23 protein-coding genes and 3 tRNA genes are annotated in these 23,931 nt (G+C 71.7%); 7 read left to right on the plus strand and 19 right to left on the minus strand.

The window, feature by feature from the left end:
• The 3 genes from OGL89_RS12195 to OGL89_RS12205 form a co-directional block, all read right to left on the minus strand.
• Window positions 1–1,053 (minus strand): UDP-N-acetylmuramate dehydrogenase (locus OGL89_RS12195; protein ID WP_263120424.1); only part of this gene is annotated, 1,053 nt, incomplete at its 3' end.
• Window positions 1,050–2,264 (minus strand): MFS transporter, encoded by a 1,215-nt coding sequence (locus tag OGL89_RS12200; protein WP_263120425.1) that lies wholly within the window; start codon window positions 2,262–2,264, stop codon window positions 1,050–1,052. The genes OGL89_RS12195 and OGL89_RS12200, both read right to left, overlap by 4 nt.
• Window positions 2,265–2,282: 18 nt before the next feature.
• Window positions 2,283–3,623: an MFS transporter gene (locus tag OGL89_RS12205; RefSeq protein ID WP_263120426.1), complete on the minus strand. Its 1,341-nt coding sequence runs from the start codon at window positions 3,621–3,623 to the stop codon at window positions 2,283–2,285.
• 368 nt (window positions 3,624–3,991) lie between these two features.
• Between OGL89_RS12205 and OGL89_RS12210 the strand changes: the two genes are divergently transcribed.
• A complete protein-coding gene (locus OGL89_RS12210; protein ID WP_263120427.1) occupies window positions 3,992–5,059 on the plus strand; it encodes a LacI family DNA-binding transcriptional regulator in 1,068 nt (355 codons plus the stop codon).
• A gap of 3 nt (window positions 5,060–5,062) precedes the next feature.
• On the opposite strand, the gene OGL89_RS12215 is transcribed toward OGL89_RS12210, so the two are convergent.
• The 6 genes from OGL89_RS12215 to OGL89_RS12240 form a co-directional block, all read right to left on the minus strand.
• On the minus strand, window positions 5,063–5,488 hold the full coding sequence (locus OGL89_RS12215) for a MaoC family dehydratase (protein WP_263120428.1): 426 nt from the start codon (window positions 5,486–5,488) through the stop codon (window positions 5,063–5,065).
• Window positions 5,488–5,937, minus strand: coding sequence for a MaoC family dehydratase N-terminal domain-containing protein (locus tag OGL89_RS12220; RefSeq protein WP_263120429.1), 450 nt, complete (start codon window positions 5,935–5,937; stop codon window positions 5,488–5,490). The genes OGL89_RS12215 and OGL89_RS12220 overlap by 1 nt, the downstream gene beginning before the upstream one ends.
• 14 nt (window positions 5,938–5,951) lie before the next feature.
• Window positions 5,952–6,122: a 50S ribosomal protein L33 gene (gene rpmG, locus OGL89_RS12225; protein ID WP_169164420.1), complete on the minus strand. Its 171-nt coding sequence runs from the start codon at window positions 6,120–6,122 to the stop codon at window positions 5,952–5,954.
• A 73-nt stretch (window positions 6,123–6,195) separates the two neighbouring features.
• Window positions 6,196–6,272, minus strand: a tRNA-Met gene (locus OGL89_RS12230).
• 54 nt (window positions 6,273–6,326) lie between these two features.
• Window positions 6,327–6,399, minus strand: a tRNA-Thr gene (locus OGL89_RS12235).
• Between the two features lie 140 nt (window positions 6,400–6,539).
• Window positions 6,540–6,624 (minus strand) — tRNA-Tyr (locus OGL89_RS12240).
• 141 nt (window positions 6,625–6,765) lie between these two features.
• Between OGL89_RS12240 and OGL89_RS12245 the strand changes: the two genes are divergently transcribed.
• Together OGL89_RS12245 and OGL89_RS12250 are read left to right on the plus strand one after the other, a co-directional pair.
• A complete protein-coding gene (locus OGL89_RS12245) occupies window positions 6,766–7,266 on the plus strand; it encodes a YajQ family cyclic di-GMP-binding protein (RefSeq protein WP_263120430.1) in 501 nt (166 codons plus the stop codon).
• 53 nt (window positions 7,267–7,319) lie between these two features.
• Entirely contained in the window at window positions 7,320–7,997 is a 678-nt protein-coding gene (locus tag OGL89_RS12250) for a hypothetical protein (RefSeq protein ID WP_263120431.1), read from the plus strand.
• On the opposite strand, the gene htpX is transcribed toward OGL89_RS12250, so the two are convergent.
• Complete coding sequence (gene htpX / locus OGL89_RS12255; RefSeq protein ID WP_263120432.1) at window positions 7,991–8,869, minus strand: zinc metalloprotease HtpX; 879 nt, start codon at window positions 8,867–8,869, stop codon at window positions 7,991–7,993. The genes OGL89_RS12250 and htpX overlap by 7 nt on opposite strands.
• 123 nt (window positions 8,870–8,992) lie before the next feature.
• Between htpX and OGL89_RS12260 the strand changes: the two genes are divergently transcribed.
• Genes OGL89_RS12260 through OGL89_RS12270 form a run of 3 tightly spaced genes read left to right on the plus strand, consistent with a single transcriptional unit; the run spans window position 8,993 to window position 11,483 of the window.
• Window positions 8,993–9,850: a transporter substrate-binding domain-containing protein gene (locus OGL89_RS12260; protein WP_263120433.1), complete on the plus strand. Its 858-nt coding sequence runs from the start codon at window positions 8,993–8,995 to the stop codon at window positions 9,848–9,850.
• Window positions 9,850–10,749 carry an amino acid ABC transporter permease gene (locus OGL89_RS12265; protein ID WP_263120434.1) on the plus strand — a complete coding sequence of 300 codons (900 nt, stop codon included), beginning with the start codon at window positions 9,850–9,852 and terminating at the stop codon, window positions 10,747–10,749. Before OGL89_RS12260 ends, OGL89_RS12265 begins: the two co-directional genes overlap by 1 nt.
• Entirely contained in the window at window positions 10,746–11,483 is a 738-nt protein-coding gene (locus OGL89_RS12270; protein WP_263120435.1) for an amino acid ABC transporter ATP-binding protein, read from the plus strand. Before OGL89_RS12265 ends, OGL89_RS12270 begins: the two co-directional genes overlap by 4 nt.
• Here the strand turns inward: OGL89_RS12270 and rarD are convergent.
• Window positions 11,473–12,414 carry an EamA family transporter RarD gene (gene rarD, locus OGL89_RS12275; RefSeq protein ID WP_263120436.1) on the minus strand — a complete coding sequence of 314 codons (942 nt, stop codon included), beginning with the start codon at window positions 12,412–12,414 and terminating at the stop codon, window positions 11,473–11,475. The two genes, OGL89_RS12270 and rarD, sit on opposite strands and share 11 nt — an antisense overlap.
• Window positions 12,415–12,563: 149 nt before the next feature.
• Between rarD and OGL89_RS12280 the strand changes: the two genes are divergently transcribed.
• Entirely contained in the window at window positions 12,564–13,937 is a 1,374-nt protein-coding gene (locus tag OGL89_RS12280; RefSeq protein WP_263120437.1) for an FAD-dependent oxidoreductase, read from the plus strand.
• Between the two features lie 370 nt (window positions 13,938–14,307).
• On the opposite strand, the gene OGL89_RS12285 is transcribed toward OGL89_RS12280, so the two are convergent.
• The 8 genes from OGL89_RS12285 to nuoH form a co-directional block, all read right to left on the minus strand.
• Complete coding sequence (locus OGL89_RS12285; protein WP_263120438.1) at window positions 14,308–15,312, minus strand: polyprenyl synthetase family protein; 1,005 nt, start codon at window positions 15,310–15,312, stop codon at window positions 14,308–14,310.
• A gap of 107 nt (window positions 15,313–15,419) precedes the next feature.
• On the minus strand, window positions 15,420–17,129 hold the full coding sequence (gene nuoN / locus OGL89_RS12290; protein WP_263120439.1) for an NADH-quinone oxidoreductase subunit NuoN: 1,710 nt from the start codon (window positions 17,127–17,129) through the stop codon (window positions 15,420–15,422).
• Window positions 17,126–18,724 carry an NADH-quinone oxidoreductase subunit M gene (locus OGL89_RS12295; RefSeq protein WP_263120440.1) on the minus strand — a complete coding sequence of 533 codons (1,599 nt, stop codon included), beginning with the start codon at window positions 18,722–18,724 and terminating at the stop codon, window positions 17,126–17,128. The genes nuoN and OGL89_RS12295 overlap by 4 nt, the downstream gene beginning before the upstream one ends.
• Window positions 18,725–18,739: 15 nt before the next feature.
• Window positions 18,740–20,668 (minus strand): NADH-quinone oxidoreductase subunit L, encoded by a 1,929-nt coding sequence (gene nuoL / locus OGL89_RS12300; protein ID WP_263120451.1) that lies wholly within the window; start codon window positions 20,666–20,668, stop codon window positions 18,740–18,742.
• Window positions 20,669–20,681: 13 nt separating this feature from the next.
• Window positions 20,682–20,981, minus strand: a complete 300-nt coding sequence (gene nuoK, locus OGL89_RS12305; RefSeq protein ID WP_263120441.1) for an NADH-quinone oxidoreductase subunit NuoK — start codon at window positions 20,979–20,981, stop codon at window positions 20,682–20,684.
• Window positions 20,978–21,883 (minus strand): NADH-quinone oxidoreductase subunit J, encoded by a 906-nt coding sequence (locus OGL89_RS12310; RefSeq protein ID WP_263120442.1) that lies wholly within the window; start codon window positions 21,881–21,883, stop codon window positions 20,978–20,980. The genes nuoK and OGL89_RS12310 overlap by 4 nt, the downstream gene beginning before the upstream one ends.
• Window positions 21,880–22,515, minus strand: a complete 636-nt coding sequence (gene nuoI / locus OGL89_RS12315) for an NADH-quinone oxidoreductase subunit NuoI (RefSeq protein ID WP_263120452.1) — start codon at window positions 22,513–22,515, stop codon at window positions 21,880–21,882. The genes OGL89_RS12310 and nuoI overlap by 4 nt, the downstream gene beginning before the upstream one ends.
• Window positions 22,516–22,603: 88 nt before the next feature.
• Window positions 22,604–23,929 (minus strand): NADH-quinone oxidoreductase subunit NuoH, encoded by a 1,326-nt coding sequence (nuoH, locus tag OGL89_RS12320; protein ID WP_263120453.1) that lies wholly within the window; start codon window positions 23,927–23,929, stop codon window positions 22,604–22,606.
• Window positions 23,930–23,931: the final 2 nt, after the last annotated feature.

Consider the following 23,931-nt stretch of genomic DNA (forward strand, 5'->3'; position numbering starts at 1 on the left):
CAGTGTGATGCCGAAGCGCTCGGCCACACCGTCGCGGATCGTGCGGGCCAGGGCCAGCAGGTCGGCCGCGGTCGCGCCGCCACGGTTCGTCAGCGCGAGGGTGTGCTTGGTGGACAGTGCCGCCGGCCCGGGCAGGCCGTGGCCCTTGCCGAAGCCGGACTGCTCGATCAGCCAGGCCGCGCTGGTCTTGACCAGGCCCTCGCCCGCGGGGAACCGGGGGGCGTCCTCCGGCAGGGCCGCCGCCTCGGCGTCGGTCAGCACCGGGTTGGTGAAGAACGACCCGGCCGACCGGGTGTCCAGGTCGGCGGGGTCGAGCACCATGCCCTTGCCGGCGCGCAGGCCGAGCACCGCGGCGCGCACCTCGGGCAGCGGGGCACGCTCACCGACCGCGATGTCCAGGGTGCGGGCCAGCTCGGCGTACCGGATCGGCTCGGAGAGCTGAGCCACCCGCAGCTGGAAGGTCACGTCGAGCACGACGTAGCGCGGGGTCGGGAACCAGGGCGTGGCCGGGTCGTCCGGGGTGGCCAGCATCGACTGCTTGAGCAGCGACGTGCGGTACCCGAACTTCAGGTCGAACAACGGCAGGGTGCGCACCCGCCCGCGCTGCCGGTCCCAGACCCGGACGGTCGCGATGGTCTCGGAGACCTCCTGCCCGTAGGCACCGACGTTCTGCACCGGGGTGGCGCCGGTGGACCCGGGGATGCCGGACAACGCCTCGATGCCCTTGAGCCGCACGCCGGAGCAGTGCTCGACCACGTCGTCCCACCGGGTGCCGGCCGGGACGGTCATGGTGATCCCGGCGCAGGCCGAATGGTCCGGCACCGTGAAGCCCTGCCGGACGTCCCGGACCACCACGCCGTCGAAGCCCTCGTCGTCCACCAGCAGGTTCGACCCGCCGCCGATCACCAGCAGCGGGGTGCCGTCGGCGTCCGCCGCCCGGATCGCGTCGATGAACTCCTGCTCGGAGTCGGTCTCGACCAGTTCCCGGACCGGACCGCCCACCCCGAGGGTGGTGAGGTCGGCGAGGTCGGCGCTGCGGGTGGTGACGGTCATGCCCCTACGGTAGGCGGATCGACGGCACGCTGCGGCGCGGCGACCTTCACCACGAGCAGACCGATCACGATCGGCACGGCGATCACCAGCAGCGCGTGCCGGTAACCGACGTGATCGGCGAGCAGGCCGAGCAGCGGCGGACCGGCCAGGAACGCGCTGTACCCGATGGTCGAGACCACGGACACCCGGGCGGCGGCGTGCAGCGGGTCGTCGGAGGCCGCGCTCATCCCGACCGGGAACCCGAGCGCGGCGCCCATCCCCCACAGCACCGCACCGATCACCGCGAGCCAGAGCATGTCCGTGGGCACCAGCCCGAAGGTGAGCAGCCCGGCCAGTGCCAGCCCCGCGCACAGTCGGAGCACCGCCACCCGGCCGTACCGGTCGAGCAGCACGGTGCCGAGGAACCGCATCGTCGTCATGGCCGCGACGAAGATCCCGAACGCGATCGCACCCGCGGTGTCGTTCTGGTGGAAGCCGTCCACCACGGCCAGGCTCAGCCAGTCGTTCGCGGAACCCTCGGTCAGCGCGGCGGCCAGGATCACCAGACCGATCAGCAGCGTGCGCGGCTCCAGCCAGGCGGCGAACACCGACTGCCGCGGTCCGTCCTCCTGGTGCACCGCCTCGGCCTCGGCAGCCCCCGCGGGCAGGAACTTCCGCACCGCGAAGAACACCCCGGTGGTGGTCAGCAGGACGACGACCGGCAGGTGCACCCACACCGGGACCCGTGTCGCGGCGGCCACCGCGGCGATCCCGGCCGCGATCACCGTCCCCACCGAGAACCCGGCGTGGTACCGCGGCATGACCGTGCGGCCGAGCCGCTGCTCGACAAGGGCGCCCTCCAGGTTCATCGACGCGTCCCAGACGCCGGTGCCGATCCCGCACAGCACCAGCGCGGCCGCGACCACCGGCACCTGACCGAGGCCGACGCCGAGCGCGGCCAGCAGGTACCCGCAGGCGTTGACCAGCGCGAAGGTCAGCACCGTCCGCGCCGCACCCAGCCGGGTCACGATCAGCCCGGACAACGGCAGCGCCACGATCGAGCCGAGCGAGCCGATCAACAGCAGGAGGCCCATCTGCGCCGGTTGCAGGTCCAGGCCGTCCCGGACCGCGGGCAGCCGGGCGGCCCAGCTGGAGAAGTTCGCGCCGTTCAGCACGAAGACCGCGAAGACGGCGAAGGAGGCCGCGCGGACCTGAGGGTGAGTGGTCGTCATCGTCCAGGCTCTCGGGGGTCAGGGGGTGGCGGGTTCAAGGGTGGCAGCTGTCGGCTGTTCCTGGCGGCCGACCGCACGGGCCAGCAGCACGCTGGTCACCATCGAGACGGTGATCAGCAGCAGCGCGTGCCGGGCGCCCATCGCCTCGGCGGCCAGACCCAGCAGCGGCGGGGCGGCCAGCGACGCGGTCGAGCTGAACGAGGACACCACCGAGACCCGGGCGGCGGCCTGCAACGGGTCGTCCGAGGCCGCGGCGATGCCGATCGGCACGGTCAGCGCGGCGCCGAAGCCCCAGGCGATGATGCCGAGGGCGGCCAGCGGAAGGTTCGGGGCGAAGCCGAACAGCACCAGCCCGAGCAGCGACACCACACCGGAGCACCGCAGCACCAGCACGCGGCCGTAGCGGTCGATCAGCGCCGTGCCGAGCAACCGCACCGCGGTCATCGCCCCGACGAACACGCCGAACATCGCCGCGCCGACCGCCTCGGTCTGCTCGAAGCCGTCGACCACCGCGAGAGCCAGCCAGTCGTTGGCGGAGCCCTCGGACAGCGCCGCGGACATGATCACCACGCCGATCAGCAGGGTGCGCGGTTCGCGCCAGGCGTGCAGCGCGGATCCCGGACGGGCGGTGGGTCGCACGCCACGCAGCCGCACGGTCCGGCCCAGCACTCCGGCCCGGCCGGGCGCCGTGGCCGTCTCCAGCCGGGCCGCCCGCACGAGGGCCCGTTGCTCCGGGTCCGGCGGCAGCGAGTCCAGCACCGCGCCCGGCACCGAGGCGATCCGCCAGGCCGCGCCGACCACCGCCGTGATCACGAACTGCACCAGCAGTGGCACCTGGGCGTGGGCCGCCAGCGCACCGATCCCGGACCCGACCACCGAGCCGATCGAGAACGCCGCGTGGAACTGCGGCAGCACGGTCCGGCCGAGTCGACGCTCCACCGCCGCGGTCTCCACGTTCAACGGCACGTTGCCGAGCGCGAACGCCGCGCCGGACAGGAAGATCCCGACCGCGAGGACCGGGACCGAGCCGAAGGTCGGACCGAGCCCGATCAGCACGTAGGCCGCGGAGAACGCCGCGGTGGACAGGTAGAGCACCGTACGACCGCCGAGCCGGGCCACCATCCAGCCCGCCAGCGACACGGTCGCCAGCGAGCCGACCGACCCCGCGATCAGGATCCCGCCCAGCTCGGCCTCGCTCATGCCCAGCGCGGTGCGCACGGCCGGGATCCTGGCCAGCCAGGAGGAGAACATCAGCCCGGTCAGCATGAACAGCCCGAGCAGCAAGCGGCGGGCGCGGGCGACGACGGGGTCGACCGGGCCACGCTCCCCGCGGGGCGGGCGCGGACGGGGGATGCTCACGACGGTCTCCTGGGCTGTCGAGGTCGGGGTGCCGCGCGGACGACGCCCGCGCGGGGACGACACGGGTGCCCCGCCCGCCGGACGGGGTCGAGGGGGCTCCGCCGTGGCGGTGGGATGGTGCCGCCGGGCGCGTGGGTCAAGCCTTCGCCACGTGCCGGGCACCGGTAGTTCGGGTGGTGGTCTGCTGTCGATCGAATCGTTTCGATCCTGACGCCGAAGGTGCGGGTCGAATCGATTAGAGGGACCTGACCAGTGTGCGGGTACGCTGGCGACGGCGTCAACATCGTTCCTGGCCATCCGGGCACGATCACCGCCGACCGGCCGCACAACCAACGTCGGGCCTCGCCGCCCGGCAGGCAGGAGACCCGGTGTCGCCACGCCCCACCCTCGCCGACGTCGCCTCCCGCGCCGGGGTGTCGGTCTCCACCGCCTCCCTTGCGTTCTCCGGAGCCGGGCCGATCGCGGAGGCCACCAAGCAGCGTGTGCTGGACGCCGCGCGGGAGCTGGACTACTCGGGCCCCAACCCGCTCGGCCGTCAGCTGCGCTCCGGGCGCTCCGGGATCGTCGGGGTGGTGGTCGGCGACGCGCTCAAGCGCTCCTTCCGCGACCCGGTCTCGGTGCAGCTGCTGGACGGCCTGGTGGACACCATCGCGCCCGCCGGTCTCGGCGTACTGCTGATCCCCGGCCCGACCGGCGTCGACGAGCCGGCGGTGGACCCGCTGATCGAGTCGGCGGCGATGGACGTCGCCGTGATGATCTGGGGCGGCACCGCCGAGGACCCCACGCTGCAGGCGCTGCGCCGGCGCGGCATCCCGGCGGTCGTGGTCGAGGGCCACGAACTGGACGACATCGTGACGGTCGGGATCGACGACCGGGCCGGCGTCGCCGAGGCCACCCGGCACCTGGTCGGGCTCGGGCACCGCCGGATCGCCACGGTCACCCTGCCGTTCGGCCCGGACCGCCGCGCGGCCGTGGCCGGCCCGGAGCGGATCGCGGACATCCGGTGGAAGATCGCCGAGCGCCGCCTCGCGGGCATCGACGACGCCGGGGTGCGACCGGTCGCCGTCTACGAGACCCCCGCGTCGCTGGTGGAGCACGGGACCGCCGCGGCGCACGCGTTGCTGTCCGGCCCGATCGACCAGCGGCCCACCGCGATCGTCGCGCAGTCGGACCTGCTGGCCTCCGGCGTGGTGATCGGCGCGCGCGATCTGGGGCTCCGGGTCCCCGAGGACGTCTCGATCGCCGGGTTCGACGGGCTGGACCTGCCGTGGCTGACGCCCGACGTCCTGACGACCGTGGTGCAGCCGATCGCGGAGAAGGGCGCCGTGGTCGGTCAGGCGGTGCAGCGGCTGCTCGCCGGGGAACAGCCGGAGAACGCCATGCTGCCGGTCAGCCTGCGGGTGGGGACCACGACGGGTCCGGCACCGACCGCCTGAGCGTCAGGACAGCCGGACGAGCGCCTGGCACTTGGCCAGCACCCGGGTGCCGTCGCAGGTGACGGTGAGGTCGATCCGGCCGGTGGTGGACTCCGGGTCCAGCGCTCCGACCACCGCGACGACCTCGACCTCGGCCTGGCCGGGGTCGGGCACCGGCACGGTCCGCGCGAAGCGGGTCTGGTAGTCCAGGGTCGCGCCCGGGTCGCCCAGCCAGTCGGACACGACCGAGCTCGCGGCACCCATGGTCCACATGCCGTGCGCGATCACGCCCGGCAGACCGACCTCGGTGGCGAAGCGCTCGTTCCAGTGGATCGGGTTGAAGTCGCCGCTGGCACCGGCATAGCGCACCAGCCGCGCACGATCGACGGTGAGCGTGCGGCGAGCGACCTCCTGACCCACGGCCAGGTCGCCGAGAGCGGGGAGCGTCATCAGGCGTCCTCCCCACGGACGGCGAGGGTCGAGCTGACCGAGGCCACCGGCTCACCGGTCTCGCTGGAGATCACGCACCGGGTGGTGATCATCGACAGCCCGGCCCGCTCGGTGATCGCGTCCACGTGCAGCACCGTCGTCAGCCGGTCCCCGGCGTGGATCGGGCGGTGGTGCACGAAGCGCTCGTCGGCGTGCACGACGCGGCTGAAGTCGATCCCGGCCGCCGGGTCCTGGATCAGCTGGGCCTCCGCGCGCTGCGCCACGACCACCGCGAAGGTGGGCGGAGCGATCACGTCCGGGTACCCCAACGCGCGGGCGGCGGCGGGATCGGTGTGCGTGGGGTGCGTCGCCCCCACGGCCTCCGCGAACTCGCGGAGCTTCACGCGGCCGACCTCGTACGGCTCGTTCGGCGGGTAGACCCGTCCGGCGAACTCAGGATTGACGGCCACGGCTGATCGAGAGGTCAGCGGGTCTCGCGGTGCAGCGTGTGACGGCCGTCGCGCGGGCAGAACTTCTTCATCTCGAGCCGGTCGGGGTCGTTCCGACGGTTCTTCTTGGTGATGTAGTTCCGCTCCTTGCACTCCGTGCATGCGAGCGTGATCTTCGGACGGACGTCCGAGCTCTTGCTGGCCATGTTCGTGCCACCCTTCGCGCCGTGGCGCCGTGATCTGTCGACCGCGCGCCGGCCGACGCGCTGGATTCCTAGCTGGTAGCGGGAGCGGGGCTTGAACCCGCGACCTCACGATTATGAGTCGTGCGCTCTGACCAACTGAGCTACCCCGCCAGGGATGAGCCACGGGCCAGGACCATGTGGTCCTGGCCCGTTGACACATCACAGAGCCCCGAAAGGGAATCGAACCCTTGACCTTCTCCTTACCATGGAGACGCTCTGCCGACTGAGCTATCGGGGCAGCGCGGAGAACATTACACGGGTGGCGGCGTGGAGTGAAATCCGGGGCCCGCGCCCGTGATCGTCCTCACCGGACCCCGCCGGCTGAGCACCCCCGGAGACCAGAACAGGGCGTCCTCCGTGCGGAGGACGCCCTGTCGGTGGTGGCGGGTGAGGGATTCGAACCCCCGTAGGCGTTGCCAGCTGATTTACAGTCAGCCCCCTTTGGCCACTCGGGTAACCCGCCAAGGGTTGCGCGCCGGTCTGGACGACCTGCGTGCGGATGGAAGGATAGCAAGGGTTCGGGCCCTCCCGTGACATCCGTCCACGTCGAACCCCGCCCGGACGCCGCAGCACTCGCACCGATCCCGCATCGCAGGAGGTAGTCATGGCCAGCGACTCGTCGTTCGACGTCGTCAGCAAGGTGGACCGTCAGGAGGTCGACAACGCGCTGAACCAGGCCGCCAAGGAGATCGCCCAGCGCTACGACTTCAAGGACGTCGGCGCCTCGATCGCCTGGAGCGGCGACAGCATCGTGATGGCCGCCAACTCCGAGGAGCGCGTGCTGGCCGTGCTGGACGTGTTCCAGACCAAGCTGATCAAGCGCGGCGTCTCGCTCAAGGCGATCGACACCGGCGACGGCGAGCCCAAGTCCTTCGGCAAGGAGTACCGCCTGACCGGATCCCTGAAGGAGGGCCTGTCGTCGGAGAACGCCAAGAAGGTCGCCAAACTGATCCGGGACGAGGGCCCCAAGGGCGTGAAGTCCGTGATCCAGGGCGAGGAGGTCCGGGTGTCCTCCAAGAGCCGCGACGAGCTGCAGACCGTGATCGCGCTGCTCAAGGGCGCGGACGACATCGACGCGGCGCTGCAGTTCGTGAACTACCGCTGAGCCGGTCGCGGCCCGCCGGATGCGGGCCGCGACACCCCGGTAGCGTCGATCCCGTGTTCTCCGACTGGAACCGCCGCCGCGCCGCCCGACGCGTCAAGCCCGGGGACGGCCGCCCACTGCCGCCCTACCGCTGGTGGCAGCCCCTGTCCCGTGCGCTGATGCACCTGGACCTGGTGGGCGTCGACGGTCGCTCGGAACGCTGGTCGGTCGACCTCCGGCTCTGGGGCGACAGCGACGGCGAGGTCCGGGCACACCTGTTCCGGGACGAGCGTCACCAGGCCGGCTCGAGGCTGCCCGCGCGGTTCCCGGTGCCGGGTGGGGCGATCGAGGTGCAGGCCAGTGAGTTCGGGCTGCGGCGCTGTCACTACGTGACCGCGACCGGCGAGTCCCGGCAACTGGAGCCCGAGCCCCGGTCGGCGGAGGGTCGTCGGGCACGCCTGGAACGTCGCAGCCCCGGCCTCAGCCGGCTGATCGGGGCAGTGTCGGTGCTGGTGCTGCTCGCCGGGCTCGGGCTCGGTGTGCCGCAGCTGGTGCAGCAGGTCTCCGAGATCCCGCCGCTCGCCGACCGGTTCGGGACCTTCGCGTCACCGGTGCGGCTGAGCGGCTGGACCAACGTCGCCCTGGCGCTGGCCACGGCCGCCGCGAGCACCGAGCGCGCACTCCGCCTGCGCTACCACTGGCTTCTGGACGGCGGCGTCACCGGGAGCGGCGAGGGCCAGCACGGTCAGTAGCGGGTGATGCCGCCCTGGTCACCGGCCATCCGCTCCAGGCGGGCGATCCGGTCGGCCATCGGCGGGTGGGTGGCGAAGAGCTTGCCGACGCCGCCGCCCTTGAACGGGTTGGCGATCATCAGGTGCGAGACGTCGACCAGGTCGCGGTCCTGCGGCAGCGGGCGCGCCTGGGTGCCGGACTCGAGCTTGCGCAGCGCGGAGGCCAGGGCCAGCGGGTCGCCGGTCAGATTGGCGCCGTCCTCGTCCGCGTCGTACTCCCGGGTCCGGCTGATCGCGAGCTGGATCATGGTGGCGGCCAGCGGGGCGAGCAGCGCCATCAGCAGTGCCGCGAACGGGTTGCCGCCGCGCTCGCGGTCGTTGCCCCCGCCGAAGATCAGCGCGATCTGGGCGATGGACGTGATCACGCCGGCGACCGCGGCGGCGATCGACGACGTGAGGATGTCCCGGTTGTAGACGTGCATCAGCTCGTGTCCGAGCACGCCGCGCAGCTCGCGCTCGTCCAGGATCTGCAGGATGCCCTCGGTGCAGCAGACCGCGGCGTTGCGGGGGTTGCGCCCGGTGGCGAAGGCGTTGGGCGCGGCCGTCGGGGAGACGTAGAGCCGGGGCATCGGCTGGCGCGCCTCGGTGGAGAGCTCCCGCACGATCCGGTACATCACGGGCTGCTCGATCTCGGACACCGGGCGGGCGTGCATGGAGCGGATCGCGATCTTGTCCGAGTTCCAGTACGAGTACGCCGTGGTGGCCAGACCGAAGACCGCGAACAGCCAGATGTACCGCCCGTTCGCGATGACGGCGCCGATCCCGAGCAGCACCGCCCACAGCACGCCGAACAGCAGCGCGGTCTTCAAGCCGTTGTGGTGACGGTGGCCCATGACGGTCCTTCCTCGACGGTGGTGCGGTGTCCTGACGAGACAACGCCGCAGGCGCGCGGCAGGTTCCCCTACTCTGTGGCCCTCGCGCACCCGCGCGAAGCCGACACTCCCCGAGGAGATCCCGTGCGCACCACCACCCGCCTTGTCGCCCTGGCCGCTGCGAGCGCCCTGGCGCTCGCGGCGTGTGCGCCGGTCGACGACGACAGCAGCGGCTCGACGGACACCGCCTCGGCGTCCGGACCGGGCGCGTTGGACACCCTGACCGAGGACGTGCTGACCATCGGCACCTCCGACCCGGCCTACGAGCCGTGGATCGTGGACAACGATCCGAGCAACGGCAAGGGCTACGAGTCCGCGGTCGCGTACGCGGTGGCCGAGCAGCTCGGCTACGACGCGGACCACGTCGAGTGGGTCCCGGTCACGTTCGACCAGATCATCGCGCCCGGGGCCAAGAGCTTCGACTTCGCGATCAACCAGGTGTCGATCAGCCCGGAGCGGGCCGAGAACCTGGACTTCTCCTCCTCGTACTACGACACCGCGCAGGCGGTCGTCACCGTCGAGGGCAGCAAGGCCGCCGACGCGAGCAGCCTCGCCGACCTCAAGGACGTCACGCTCGGCGCGATGGTCGGCACCACCAGCCTCCAGGTGGCGCAGGACACGATCGACCCGACCACCGACATCCAGGTGTTCAACGACAACGACCAGGTGAAGCAGGCGCTGACCTCGGGTCTGGTCGACGCGATCATCGTCGACCTGCCCACCGCGCTCTACATCACCGCGGCGGAGCTGGACGGCGGCGTGCTGGTGGGCCAGCTGCCGGCCGGTGACGACCCGGACCAGTTCGGCCTGGTCCTGGACCAGGGGTCGTCGCTGACCGAGCCGGTCACCGACGCCGTGGACGCGCTGCGCGCCGACGGCACCCTGGACGACCTGCAGGCCGAGTGGCTGACCGACGCCGCCGGCGCCCCGGTCCTCACGTAATGGCCGACACGGCTCACGACGGCGCCCGGGCCACCGCCTGGGCGCCGTCGGCGCGTCAGCGGGACCGCGATGCCTACCGCCGGGGCCGGGCGCGCCGGTCCGCCGCGGTCGCGGTCGTCAGCACCGTGGCCGTCGCCGCAGTCGCGGTGCTCGCGCTGGTCAGCTCGCCGGGCTGGCCGCGGGTGCGCCAGTCGTTCCTGGACCCGCACGTGGCCTGGGAGTCGCTGCCCCGGGTGCTGGAGGGCCTGTGGCTCAACGTGCGGGTGATGGTGGTCTGCGCGGTGCTGATCGTGGTGCTGGCCATGCTGCTGGCGCTGGCCCGGACCCTGCGCGGTCCGGCGTTCTTCCCGCTGCGCGCGCTGGCGACCGGGTACGTGGACGTGTTCCGCGGCCTGCCGTTGATCCTGGTGCTGCTGCTGGTCGGCTTCGGGCTGCCGGGACTCCGGCTGCAGGGCATCCCCACCTCCGCGGTGGTGCTCGGCGGTGTCGCGCTGGTGCTGACCTACTCGGCCTACGTCGCCGAGGTGTTCCGGGCCGGCATCGAGTCGGTGCATCCGTCGCAGATCGCCTCCGCGCGGTCGCTCGGGCTGACCCACGGCCAGACCCTGCGGCACGTGGTGCTGCCCCAAGCGGTCCGCCGCGTGATCCCCCCGCTGCTGAACGACCTGGTGTCGCTGTCCAAGGACTCGGGCCTGATCTCGATCCTCGGCGCGATCGACGCGGTGCGGGCCGCGCAGCTCAAGACCGCCGAATACGCGAACTTCACGCCCTACGTGGTGGCCGGGATCGTGTTCGTGCTGCTGACGATCCCGCTGACCCGGTTCACCGATGCGCTGGCCAGGCGCGGCGGGTGGCTCGGGTCGCAGAGCGGACTGGCCGGGGCGGGGGCCATGCGATGAGCGGGCCGCTGCTCCGGATCGACCGGGTGCGCAAGAGCTTCGGCGACCACGTGGTGCTGGACGACCTGTCGCTCGACGTGCACGAGCACCAGGTGGTCGTCCTGATCGGGTCCTCCGGCTCGGGCAAGTCGACGCTGCTGCGCTGCATCAATCTGCTGGAGGAGGTCGACGACGGCGCCATCACGATGGCCGGCGAGGAGATCACCGACCCCCGGGTGGACGCCAACGCGGTGCGTTCCCGGATCGGCATGGTCTTCCAGTCGTACAACCTGTTCCCGCACCTGCGGGTGCTGGACAACGTGGCACTCGCCCCGCGGCTGGTGCACGGGGTGGACCGGGCCGAGGCCCGTGACCGGGCGGCGCGGATGCTCGACCGGGTGGGGCTCGGCGCCAAGGCGAACGCCTTCCCGGACGAGCTGTCCGGCGGTCAGCAGCAGCGGGTCGCCATCGCCCGGGCCCTGGTCGGGCAGCCCGCGCTGATACTGCTGGACGAGGTCACCTCCGCGCTGGACCCGGAGCTGGTCGGCGAGGTGCTCGGCTTGCTGGAGGAGCTCAAGGGCGAGGGCACCACGATGGTGCTGGCCACGCACGAGATGAGCTTCGCCCGGCACGTCGCGGACCGGGTGTGCTTCCTGCACCAGGGCCGGATCCTGGAGCAGGGACCCCCGGAGCAGGTCCTGGTCGCGCCGCGCGAGCAGCGGACCCGGGACTTCCTGCGGCGGTTCACCGGCTGAGCGCCGCCTGTTCCACACCGCGGAGCCGGCGCTGGGAACGCCCGGCCCGCACGCCGTCCACGGTCAGCAGCACCAGCGCGACCCAGACCAGGCCGAATCCCCACCACCGGGCCGGCGGCATGGTCTCGTGCAGCACGGTCACCCCGATCAGGAACTGCAGGATCGGCGCCAGGTACTGCAGCATCCCGACCACGCTCAACGGCAGACGGCGGGCGGCCTCCCCGAAGAACAGCAGCGGCAGCGCGGTGATCACGCCGGTGCCGACCAGTGCCCAGGCCTGCCCCGCGCCGCTGGAGCCGAAGGTCGCCTCCCCGGCCAGATTCAGCCAGAGCAGGTAGCCCGCGGCCACCGGCGCCAGCACCAGCGTCTCGACGGCGAGCGACGGTGCCGCGCCCACCGACCGGCCGACCCGGTTCTTCAACAGGCCGTAGATGCCGAAGGAGAACGCGAGGGTCAGCGCGACCCACGGCAGGCGCCCGACGCCGACCGTGATCACCACGACCGCGAGCACGCTGAACCCGAGGGCGATCCACTGCAGCCGGCGCAGACGCTCGCGCAGCACCAGCACCGCCAGCGCGACGGTGACGATCGGGTTGATGAAGTAGCCGAGTGCGGCGTCGACCACGTGCCCGGACAGCGTGCCGTAGACGAAGGTCAGCCAGTTCACGGCGAGCAGCACCGCGGCCAGGCCCAGCACCCCGATCGTCCGGCCCGACCGGAACACCGCGGCGAACGCGCCCCAGGCCCGGCCGACCGTGAGGACCACCGCGCAGAACACCAACGACCACAGCACCCGGTGCGCGATGATCTCGACCGGGCCGGCCGGGACCAGCAGGGTGAAGTACAGCGGGAGCACGCCCCACAGCAGGTAGGCGGAAACCCCGTTGGCGAGGCCGCGCGGATCGAGGGCGGAGGTGGACTGCGGGTTCACAGCGCAGAACGTAACCCCGGCCGCCCACCCCCGGGCCCGCGCGCCCACCGGTTGGCAGGAGATCGTCGCCGAATGGCAACTGAGGTTCCCCTTGCCCGGCCACCTAGACTGACCCGCAGACGACGACCGACAAGAAGGAAGGCAGCTGCGTGAGCTCCCACCGCCCCGTCCGGGTGGCCGTGATCGGCGCCGGACCCGCCGGCATCTACGCCTCGGACATCCTGTCCCGCGCCGATCTGGACGTGTCCATCGACCTGATCGAGCGCCTGCCCGCGCCCTTCGGCCTGGTGCGGTACGGCGTCGCGCCGGACCACCCCCGGATCAAGCAGATCATCACCGCCCTGCACAAGGTGCTCGAGCGCGGCGACATCCGGCTGATCTGCAATGTCGACTACGGCGTGGACCTCAAGCTGGAGGACGTCCGGCGGCACTACGACGCGGTGGTCTTCGCGACCGGCGCGATCAAGGACGCCGACCTGCCGATCCCGGGCATCGAGCTGGACGGCTCCTACGGCGCGGCCGACTTCGTGTCCTGGTACGACGGCCACCCCGACGTCCCGCGCACCTGGCCGCTGACCGCCCGTGAGGTCGCGGTGATCGGCGCCGGCAACGTCGCGCTGGACGTCGCCCGGGTGCTGGCCAAGCATGCCGAGGACCTGCGGCCCACCGAGGTGCCGGAGAACGTCTACCAGGGGCTGGCCGCCTCCCCGGTCACCGATGTGCACGTCTTCGCCCGGCGGGGCCCGGCGCAGGCCAAGTTCTCCAGCCTGGAGCTGCGCGAGCTGGGCCACGTGCCGGACGTCGACGTGATCGTCTACCCGGAGGACTTCGAGTTCGACGAGGGCTCGAACGCGGCGATCCGCTCCTCCAACCAGACCAAGCAGGTCGTCAAGACCCTGACCGACTGGACGCTGAAGGACCCGGAGGAGCTCACCGCCAGCCGCCGGCTGCACCTGCACTTCCTGCACGCCCCGGCCGAGGTGCTGGGCGAGGACGGCAAGGTCGTCGGTCTGCGCACCGAGCGCACCGTGCTCACCGGGGACGGCACCGTCACCGGAACCGGGCAGTTCCACGACTGGCCGGTGCAGGCGGTGTACCGCGCGGTCGGCTACTTCGGCTCCCCGCTGGTCGACGTGCCCTTCGACGACCAGGGCGGCGTGATCGCCAACCGCGAGGGCCGGGTGCTCGACGTGGACGGCGCCCCGGTGCCCGGCGTCTACACCACCGGCTGGATCAAGCGCGGCCCGGTCGGGCTGATCGGGCACACCAAGTCCGACGCCAAGGAGACCATCGAGCACCTGGTCGCGGATGCCGGCACGCTGCCCGCCGCGACCGAGCCCGACCCGGAGGCGGTGCTGGACTTCCTGCGGGCCCGCGGCGCCCGGCCGATCCACTGGTCCGGCTGGGAGCTGCTGGACGCCTACGAGCGCACGCTCGGCGAGGCGGAGGGCCGGGAGCGGGTCAAGGTCGTGCCGCGCGAGGACATGATCCGGGTCGCCCTGGAGCTCGCCGAGGAGGACTGAGCACCCGGCCCGCCCCAGCGCGTCCGACGTCGGCACCCCACCCCGAGGTCAGCACCCCACCCCGAGGTCGGCACTTCGCCGGGCCGATTCTGGCGCGGAGTGCCGATCTCGGCCGCGCCGAGACCGAGCCGGGCGGGCAGTCGGGCAGGTAGGCGGGCGGGCAGCCCCGCGGGTGTGGCGGAGAACCCCGCGGGTGATGCGGGCAGGCAGCTCGGCGAGTGAGACAGGCGCACTGCCCAGCGGGTGAGGCAGGCCGACAGGCCCAGCGGGTGAAGCAGCCAGACAGCCCCGCGGGTGAAGCAGGCTGGCAGTCCGGCGACTGAGGCAGGCAGACAGCCCGGCAGGCAGACAGCCCGGCGGGTGGGGTGGGTCAGCTGGCGCGGTTGACCAGAGCCTCGGCAAAGGACACGAACGAGTCCTTCACCGGCCCGGCGGGCAGCGGCGCCAGCAGGGCGACCGCCTCGTCCCCCAGGGCCAGCGCGCGGCCCCGGGTCTGCTCGACCACCTCGTGCGCGGACAGCGCGGCGACCGCGCGGGCCAGGTCCTCATCCGACGACAGGTCGGAGTCGAGCAGCTCGACCAGGGCCACGTCCTCGGCACGCGCGTCGCGGGCGGCGCGCTCGCGGAGCAGCAGCACCGGCATGGTCGGCACGTGCTCGCGCAGGTCGGTGCCGGGTGTCTTGCCGGACAGTGTGCCGTCCAGCGACAGGTCGATCACGTCGTCGGCGAGCTGGAAGGCCACGCCGATCCGCTCGCCGAACGCCGCGACGGTCTCGACGACCTCCGCCGCGCAGCCGCCGTACATCGCACCCAGCCGGGCGGAGGTCGCGATCAGCGAGGCGGTCTTGTCCGCCAGCACGCGCAGGTAGTGCTCCACCGGGTCGTCACCCTCGGCCGGGCCCATCGACTCGTGCAGCTGGCCCAGGCACAGCCGCTCGAAGGTCCCGGCCTGGATCTTCACCGCCTCCGGGCCCAGATCCGCCACGGTGGTCGACGCCCGGGAGAACAGCAGGTCACCGACCAGGATCGCCACCGAGTTGCCCCAGACCTCGTGCGCGGCCGGTGCCCCGCGGCGCAGCGGCGCGGAGTCCATCACGTCGTCGTGGTACAGCGACGCGAGATGGGTCAGCTCGACCACCACCGCGGCGGACAGCACCTCGTCCCGGGTCCCGTCCCCGAGCTCGGCGGCCAGCAGGGTCAGCATCGGGCGCAGTCGCTTGCCACCGGCGTCGGCCAGGTGGTGGGCGGCGTCGTCGACCAGCTCGTCGGCATAGGCGGCGGCGGCACGCAGTCGGTCCTCGACCAGGTCGAGTCGACCCGCGATCCGCTCGGCGAGGGCCGGGTCGGCGAGCGGCAGGGCGGTCGGGGATGTCACGGGACGAACCTATCTGGCCGGACGGCTGGAAGCAGAACTGACGTGCGACCGCCGCCCCGCGCGCGGGGGCGCGGGGCGGCGGTGGAGACCTGACGAGGGTACGCGGGTCAGGGCAGGAACACCGCCACCTCGGCGATGGCGTCCAGCACCGGGCCGGGCAGCACGCCCAGCAGCACGGTCAGCACCGCGCACACGGCGATCGCCGCGACCGCGTAGCCCTGCGACACCACGACCACGGTGCGCGGGCGGGTGGTCGCGTCGGCGTCGGCGTCGGACAGCGGTCCGCCCTGCGGGCTGGTGAAGAACATCAGCACGATCAGCCGGACGTAGAAGAACGCCGCCGCCGCGGAGGCCAGGACGCCGATCAGCGCCAGCGGCCAGGCGCCGCCGTCGACCGCCGCGGAGAAGACCGCGAACTTGCCGGTGAAGCCTGCGGTGAGCGGGATCCCGGCGAAGGACAGCAGGAACAGCGCGAAGGTCGTCGCCAGCACCGGGTGAGTGCGGCCGAGACCGGCCCACTGGGAGAGGTCGGTGGCCTCGCCGAGCACCGGGGCGTCGGCGTCGTCGACCGGGTCGGCCCCGGTGGTGGTGTCCGACCCGGCGGGCAGGACGCCGGCGGCGACCGCGACGCCCAGCGAGGCGCGGGCGGCCTCGGGCACCTCGGCGGTGGCCCGCTCGCGGACCAGGGACACGATGCCGAAGGCGCCGACCGTGGCCGCGCCGTAGGCGAGCAGGTAGAACAGCACGGCGGTGATGCCGCTCTGGGCCAGGGCGATCACGCCGGTGAGCACGAAGCCGGCGTGCGCGATCGACGAGTAGGCCAGGACCCGCTTGACGTCCGTCTGTACCAGGGCGATCACCGTGCCGACCACCATGGTGGCGATGGCGACCGTCCACATCATCGGCTCCAGGTCCCAGCGCATGCCGGGCAGGACCGTGTAGAACACCCGCAGCAGCGCACCGAACGCGGCGACCTTGGTGCAGGCGGCCATGAACCCGGTGATCGGGGTCGGGGCGCCCTGGTAGACGTCCGGGGTCCAGGAGTGGAACGGCACCGCGCCGACCTTGAACAGCAGGCCGATCAGCACCAGCAGGGCACCGACCAGCAGCAGGCCGTCCATGCCGGTGGTCGTGGTGACCGCGGCGGCGATGTCGCTGTAGCGCAGGGAGCCGGAGTACCCGTAGAGCAGCACGATGCCGAACAGCAGCAGCGCGGAGGCGAAGGCGCCGAGCAGGAAGTACTTCATCGACGCCTCCTGGCTGAGCAGGCGACGACGACGGGCCATCCCGGTCAGCAGGTACAGCGGCAGCGACAGCACCTCGAGGGCGACGAACAGGGTCAGCAGATCGCCGGTGGCGGGGAAGATCATCATGCCGCCGGTGGCGAAGAGCATCAGCGGGAAGACCTCGGTCTGCTGCAGACCCGCCCGGCGGGCGGACTCCTCGTAGCCGGACCCGGGCACGGACGCGGCCTGGGGAGCGAAGGCGTCCTCACCGGTGGAGGTGCGGTCCGCGGCGATCAGCACCGCGAGCAGGGCCAGCAGGGCGATGACCGCCTGGAGGACCAGGGTGGGGCCGTCGACCAGCATGGAGCCGCCGAGCACCTCGGTGCCCCCGGTGTCCCGCACGTCGGGCCAGAGCAGTCCGACGGACACGATGCTGCCGAGCAGGGCGAGCAGCGAGAGCGCCAGCTGGGTGGGCCGACGGGCGGCCCGGGGCGCGAAGGCCTCGACCAGGACGCCGATCACCGCCGCCCCGAGCGGGAACAGCACCGGGGTGAGCTGCGCCCACGCGATGTCCGGAGCGTTGAAGATCACTGCTCGCTCCCCTCGTCACCAGCGGTGACCGGATCCGGGGCGTCGGCGACGCCCACCTGCGTGATGGTGGCGGTGGCGGGCTCGTCCACCAGGTGCAGAGCCGGGGCCGGGTAGAAGCCCAGCACCAGCATCAGCGCGATCAGCGGGCCGACCACCCAGCGCTCACGACCCGAGAGGTCACGGGTCTCGGCCAGCTCGTCGCGGACCGGGCCGGTGAACACCCGCTGGTAGGTCCAGAGCACGTAGAGCGCGGCGAGCACCACGGCGACCGCGGCGATGATCGCGGCGGGCCGGTGGCTGCCGAAGGTGCCGACGATGACCAGGAACTCGCTGACGAAGGTCGACAGGCCCGGCAGGGACAGCGCGGAGAGGCCGATCACCAGGAAGGTCCCGGCGAGCACCGGGGTGACCTTCTGCAGCCCGCCGAAGTCCGCGATCCTGGCCGAGCCCTTGCGGGCGACCAGGAAGCCGACCAGCAGGAAGAGTCCGCCGGTGCTCAGACCGTGGTTGACCATGTAGAACGAGGAGCCGCCGACCGAGGTCGAGGTGAAGGCGAAGATGCCCAGCACGATGAACCCGAAGTGCGACACCGAGGTGTAGGCGACCAGGCGGAACAGGTCCTGCTGACCGAGGGCGAGCAGCGCGCCGTAGAAGATCGACACCAGGGCGAGGGCGATGATCACCGGGGCCGCCCAGCGGGAGGCCTCGGGGAACAGCGGCAGGCACAGGGTCAGCATCCCGAAGGTGCCGACCTTGTCGAGGACGCCGACCAGCAGCGTGGAGGTCCCGGCCGGTGCCTGCTCGGCCGCGTCCGGCAGCCAGGAGTGCACCGGGAACATCGGCGCCTTGATCGCGAAGGCCAGGAAGAAGGCCAGGAACAGCCAGCGACCGGTGCCGGTGGGCAGGTCCAGCCCGGTGAGGTTGCTGATCAGGAAGCCCTGCTCGCCGCCGGGACCGTGCAGGTAGAGCACGATGACGCCGACCAGCATGACCAGTCCGCCGGCCAGCGAGAACAGCAGGAACTTCACTGCGGCGTAGCGCCGCTGCGGTCCGCCGAACGCGCCGATCATGAAGTAGACCGGGATCAGCATCGCCTCGAAGAGGACGTAGAACAGGAACAGGTCCCGGGCGGCGAAGACCGCGACCATGAACGAGGTCAGCACCAGGACCAGGGCCAGGTAGTGCCGCAGCCGGTTGGAGGCGGCGGTCTGCGAGCCCTGCTCCTTCCAGGAGGCCAGGACGACCAGCGGCACCAGGACCACGGCCATGCCGATCAGCAGCATGCCGACGCCGTCCACGCCCAGGGCGTAGGAGACACCGAACTGCGGGATCCAGCGGTGGATCTCGTAGAGCTGGTAGCTGCCGGCGTCGGCACCGGAGCCGAAGGCGGTGATCCCGGCGACGACCGCCAGCACCACCTCGACCAGGGCGAAGCCGAGTGCGATCTCGCGGACCCGGCGGGGGCCGGCCACGGTGGATCCGGCCGGCCTGGGCAGCGCCCAGAGCACGGCGGCGCCGATCAACGGCCAGACGAGCAGCAGGGTCAGCCAGGGGACGTCGGCCGGGACCGTCGCGGCGGGGGTGAGCGTGAGCAAGGTTCTTCTTCTCCCTCAGATCCGCGGTGCCAGGACGACGATCGCCAGCACGACCAGACCGAACAGCATGGTCGCGGCGTACTGCCGGGCGTAGCCGGACTGCAGCCTGCGCAGCACCTGGCCGATCCCGACGGTGAGCTTGCCGAGGCCGGTGAACGCGCCGTCGACCACCGAGCGGTCGCCGTAGACCAGCGACCGGGTCAGGTACTGACCGGGCTGGACCAGCACGGCGTCGTTCACGGTGTCCTGGTACATGTCGACCCGGGCGGCCCGGGTGAGCACCGATCCCTGCGGGGCGGTCGTCGGCACCGGCAGGGCGCCGTACTGCCGCCAGGCCAGCACCAGGCCGATCGCGACCGCCAACAGGGTCGCGATCTGGATCACCGGCACGGACAGCACCGGCTCGTGGTGTTCGACGTGCCCGGTGACCGGCTCCAGCCAGGTGGTGAACCCACCGCCGAGCTGGAGCACGAAGCCCAGGCCGAGCGAGCCCACGGCCAGGACGATCATCGGGATCGTCATCAGCCACGGCGACTCGTGCGGGTGCCGCAGCGGGCGCTCGTCGCTCGCCTGGGCCCGGCTGTCGGTCCAGCGCGCCTTGCCGTGGAAGGTCATGAAGAACATCCGCGACATGTAGAACGCGGTGATCCCTGCGCCCACCAGGGCGACGATGCCGAACACCCAGGCCCGCCACTCCGCGGCGCCCTCGGGCACCACGAACGCGGCCTCGATGATCTTGTCCTTCGACCAGAAGCCGGAGAACGGCGGCACCCCGAGGATCGCGAGCCAGCCCAGCCCGAAGGTGGCCCAGGTGACGGTCATCGACGTGCGCAGCGCCCCGAAGTGCCGCATGTCGGTGGTGTCGTCCATCCCGTGCATGACCGAACCGGCACCGAGGAACATCCCGGCCTTGAAGAAGCCGTGCGTCACCAGGTGGAAGATCGCGAAGGCGTAGCCGATCGGGCCGAGGCCCGCGGCCAGCACCATGTAGCCGATCTGGGACATGGTCGAGGCGGCGAGGCCCTTCTTGATGTCGTCCTTGGCGCAGCCGATGATCGCGCCGAGCACCAGGGTGATCGCGCCGACGATGGTGACGATCAGCTGCGCGGTGGGTGCGCCCTCGAACACCGGCGCGGAGCGCACGATCAGGTAGACGCCGGCGGTGACCATGGTCGCGGCGTGGATCAGCGCGGACACCGGGGTCGGGCCGGCCATCGCGTCGCCCAGCCAGGACTGCAGCGGGAACTGCGCGGACTTGCCGCAGGCGGCCAGCAGCAGCATCAGGCCGATCGCGGTCAGCATGCCGGTGGACACCGCGCCGGACTCCACCCCCGCGGTCACGGACTCGAAGTCCAGCGACCCCAGCTGGGAGAACAGCAGTCCCATCGCGACCAGCAGGCCGATGTCACCGACCCGGTTGGCGACGAAGGCCTTCTTGGCGGCGACCGCGTACTCGGTGCGGTGGTTCCAGAACCCGATCAGCAGGTACGACGCGAGGCCGACGCCTTCCCAGCCGACGAACAGCAGCAGGTAGGAGTCAGCGAGGACCAGGATCAGCATCGCCGCGATGAACAGGTTCAGGTAGGCGAAGAACCGGCGGCGGGCGGCGTCGTGCGCCATGTACGCCACCGAGTAGAGGTGGATCAGGGTGCCGACGAAGGTCACCAGGAGCACGAAGGTCAGGGAGAGCGGGTCGATCCGCAGCCCGGCCGCCAGGTCGAACCGTCCGACCGTGATCCAGTCGAACAGGTGCACGTCGACGACGCGGTCCGCGGCGTCCCGGCCGAGCAGGTCGGTCAGCAGCAGCGCGCCCACCACGAAGGCGGCGGCGGAGGCCAGCACGCCGAGCCAGTGGCCCCAGCGGTCGGCGGCCCGGCCGAGCAGCAGCAGGATCGCCGCGCTCGCCAGCGGCACCGCCACCAGCAGCGGTGCGAGGGATGTCACAGTCACGTTCCCCTCAGCTCTTCAGCAGGTTGATGTCGTCGACCGAGGCCGACTTCCGGGTGCGGAAGATCGACACGATGATCGCCAGCCCGACGACCACCTCCGCCGCGGCGACCACCATGACGAAGAACGCCATCACCTGACCGGTCAGGTTGCCGTGCAGGCGGGAGAAGGTCACCAGGGCCAGGTTCGAGGCGTTCAGCATGAGCTCGACGCCCATGAACACGATGATCGCGTTCCGTCGGAGCAGCACCGTGGCCGCGCCGATCGAGAACAGGATCCCGGACAGCACCAGGTAGTGGGTCAGGCTCACGGCTCGGTCTCCGTCTTGGTGGATGCGGCACCGAGGTCCACGTCGGTGAGGGGCCCGCCGGTCTCGCCGGGAGCAGCCGCCGGGGGCGTGGCCCCGGACTCCTCGGTGCCCAGGAGCACGGCGGGGTCGCTGTCGACCGGGTCGGCCACGGCGGTGACCGCACGTCGGTAGGTGTCGGCGTGGTAGCTCGCGGTGCCCGCCTCCTGACCGCGGATCCGCAGCACGCGCGGCACGGACTCCTCGATCGGGTTGCCGTGCGGGTCGAGGGCGGGCACGTCCATCGCGTTGTGCCGGGCGTACACGCCGGGGGCGGGCAGCGGGGTGACCCGGGTGCCGGCCTTCATCCGCAGCGCCTGGCGCTCCGGCTGCTTGATCAGCTTCTTCAACCGGGTGCGGTGGGTCAGCACCAGCGCACCGAGCGCGGCGATCACCAGCAGCGCCCCCACGACCTCCAGGCCGAAGACGTGCTGACCGAAGATGATCCGCGCGACGCCGGTCGGGTTGCCGTCCGCGTTCGCGTCGGCCAGACCGGTCACCGCCGGATAGGTCGCCCGGGTGAGCACGCCGATCAGCACGACCGCGAGACCGATGCCCGCGAGCCAGCCGACCCAGCGCTGCCCCTTGATCGTCTCCACCACGGAGTCCGAGGCGTCCACGCCGACCAGCATCAGCACGAACAGGAACAGCATCATGATCGCGCCGGTGTAGACGACCACCTGGACCACGCCGAGGAAGGGCGCGCCCTGGGTGACGTACAGGAAGGCGAGGCAGATCATCACCAGCACCAGGCTCATCGCCGCGTGCACGGCCTTCCGCGCGAACAGCAGCCCGGCGGCGGCGGCCACCATGACCACGGCCAGCACCCAGAACAGGACGGCCTCGGCGGTCGACGGGTCGTTCATCGGGTCTCCTGCCCCTGGTTCGCGGCGGCGCCCGCACGGGACCGGGCCCCGGTCAGCGACGGGTCGTCGGGCCGGTGCTCGCCGACCCAGTCCACCTGCGCCGGGGTCGGCGCGGTGACCTCACCCCGGTAGTAGTCGGTGTCGGTGGTGCCCTCGACCATCGGGTGCGGGGCGGCCAGCATGCCGTCGGTCATCGGGGCCAGCAGGTCCTGCTTCTCGTAGATCAGGCCCTCACGGGTCGGACCGGCGAGCTCGAACTCGTTGGTCATGGTCAGCGCCCGGGTCGGGCACGCCTCGATGCACAGCCCGCAGAAGATGCAGCGCAGATAGTTGATCTGGTAGACGCGGCCGTAGCGCTCCCCGGGCGAGAACTGCTGGTCGGCGGTGTTGTCCGCGGCCTCGACGTAGATCGCGTCCGCCGGGCAGGCCCAGGCGCACAGCTCGCAGCCGATGCACTTCTCCAGCCCGTCCGGATACCGGTTGAGCTGGTGCCGGCCGTGGAACCGCGGCTTCACCCGAGCGGGCTCGCGCGGGTACTGCTCGGTGACGGTCTTGCTGAAGAAGTTCTTGATCGTGACGCCGAACCCGGCCGCCGGGCCGAGCGCGTCCTCCAGCGGGCTGCGCTTCGGGATCAGCGACTGGTACGGCTGCGGCGCCGCGACCTCACGGCCGGAGCGCTGCACCTCGCCGCCCGGTCCGGCCTTCTTCTCGATCGAGTTGTCAGCCACGGGGCGCCTCCTCGGCGGTGGAGTCCTCGGTAGTCAGGACGGGCGTGCTCGTCGCCATCGCGGGCCGGGCGGCACGGGGGGACGGCGGGAGCTGCTGACCCGGCAGCGGCGGCACCGGGAACCCGTCGGCGAACGCGTCGAAGGGCGCGTCCACGGGCGGGGTCTCCTCGGGCTTCTTCTTCTCCGGGATCAGGAAGGTGATGCCGACGCCCACGAGCAGGACGACGGCGGCGCCGATCGCCCAGACCCGGACGTCCAGATCGGTGAACTGCTGCACACCCTGCACGATGGCCACGCAGAACACCCAGACCAGCGCCGCCGGGATCAGCACCTTCCAGCCGAACTTCATGAACTGGTCGTAGCGGAAGCGCAGCAGCGTGCCGCGGATCCAGACGAACAGGAACATGAACATCCAGACCTTGACCACGAACCAGAGCAGCGGCCACCAGCCGGTGTTGAACATCCCGTCGTTGATCGCGGAGATCGGCCACGGGGCGCGCCAGCCGCCGAAGAACAGCGTGGTGGCGACCGCGGAGACGTTGAGCATGTTGATGTACTCCGCCAGGAAGAACCAGGCGAACTTCATCGACGAGTACTCGGTGGTGTACCCGCCCACCAGCTCGCCCTCGGCCTCGGGCAGGTCGAAGGGCAGCCGGTTGGTCTCGCCCACCATCGAGATCACGTAGATCACGAAGGCCGGCAGCAGCGGGATCAGCCACCAGATCTGGGTCTGCGAGGTCACGATGTCCGAGGTCGACATCGACCCGGCGACGATGAACACGCTCACCAGGGACAGGCCCATCGACAGCTCGTAGCTGATCACCTGGGCGGTGGACCGGACGGCGCCGAGCAGCGGGTAGGTCGAGTTGGACGACCAGCCGCCGAGGACGATGCCGTACACCCCCACCGAGGCGCAGGCCAGGATGTAGAGCACCGCCACCGGGAAGTCGGTCAGCTGCAGCGGCGTCATCACGCCGAAGATGTTCACCTCGGGCCCGAACGGGATCACCGCGTAGGTGAGCAGCGAGCAGAACACCGCGATGATCGGCGCGACGATGTAGAGGACCTTGTCGGCCGCCTTGACGGTGATGTCCTCCTTGAGCAGGAGCTTCATCGCGTCGCCGAGCGACTGGAACAGGCCGAACGGGCCGTGGACGTTCGGTCCGGGACGCAGCTGCATCCGGCCGACCACGCGCCGCTCGAACCAGATCGCGATCAGCACGGACAGCAGCAGGAAGACGATGATCCCGACCGCCTTCAGCAGCCAGACCCAGAAGACGTCGTTGCTGAAGTCGGCGCCGGTGGTCGCCACGCGCATCA

This window comes from Cellulomonas sp. RIT-PI-Y, assembly GCF_025642745.1.
In the GTDB taxonomy this organism is placed as follows: Bacteria; Actinomycetota; Actinomycetes; order Actinomycetales; family Cellulomonadaceae; genus Cellulomonas.

Coding starts and splice junctions, on each gene's coding strand:
- htpX (WP_263120432.1), bottom strand. CDS start 8,869: ATGGGCCACCGTCACCACAACGGCTTGAAGACCGCGCTGCTGTTCGGC.
- OGL89_RS12265 (WP_263120434.1), top strand. CDS start 9,850: ATGGCCGACACGGCTCACGACGGCGCCCGGGCCACCGCCTGGGCGCCG.
- nuoH (WP_263120453.1), bottom strand. CDS start 23,929: ATGCGCGTGGCGACCACCGGCGCCGACTTCAGCAACGACGTCTTCTGG.
- OGL89_RS12310 (WP_263120442.1), bottom strand. CDS start 21,883: ATGAACGACCCGTCGACCGCCGAGGCCGTCCTGTTCTGGGTGCTGGCC.
- OGL89_RS12215 (WP_263120428.1), bottom strand. CDS start 5,488: ATGACGCTCCCCGCTCTCGGCGACCTGGCCGTGGGTCAGGAGGTCGCT.
- OGL89_RS12200 (WP_263120425.1), bottom strand. CDS start 2,264: ATGACGACCACTCACCCTCAGGTCCGCGCGGCCTCCTTCGCCGTCTTC.
- rpmG (WP_169164420.1), bottom strand. CDS start 6,122: ATGGCCAGCAAGAGCTCGGACGTCCGTCCGAAGATCACGCTCGCATGC.
- OGL89_RS12245 (WP_263120430.1), top strand. CDS start 6,766: ATGGCCAGCGACTCGTCGTTCGACGTCGTCAGCAAGGTGGACCGTCAG.
- OGL89_RS12270 (WP_263120435.1), top strand. CDS start 10,746: ATGAGCGGGCCGCTGCTCCGGATCGACCGGGTGCGCAAGAGCTTCGGC.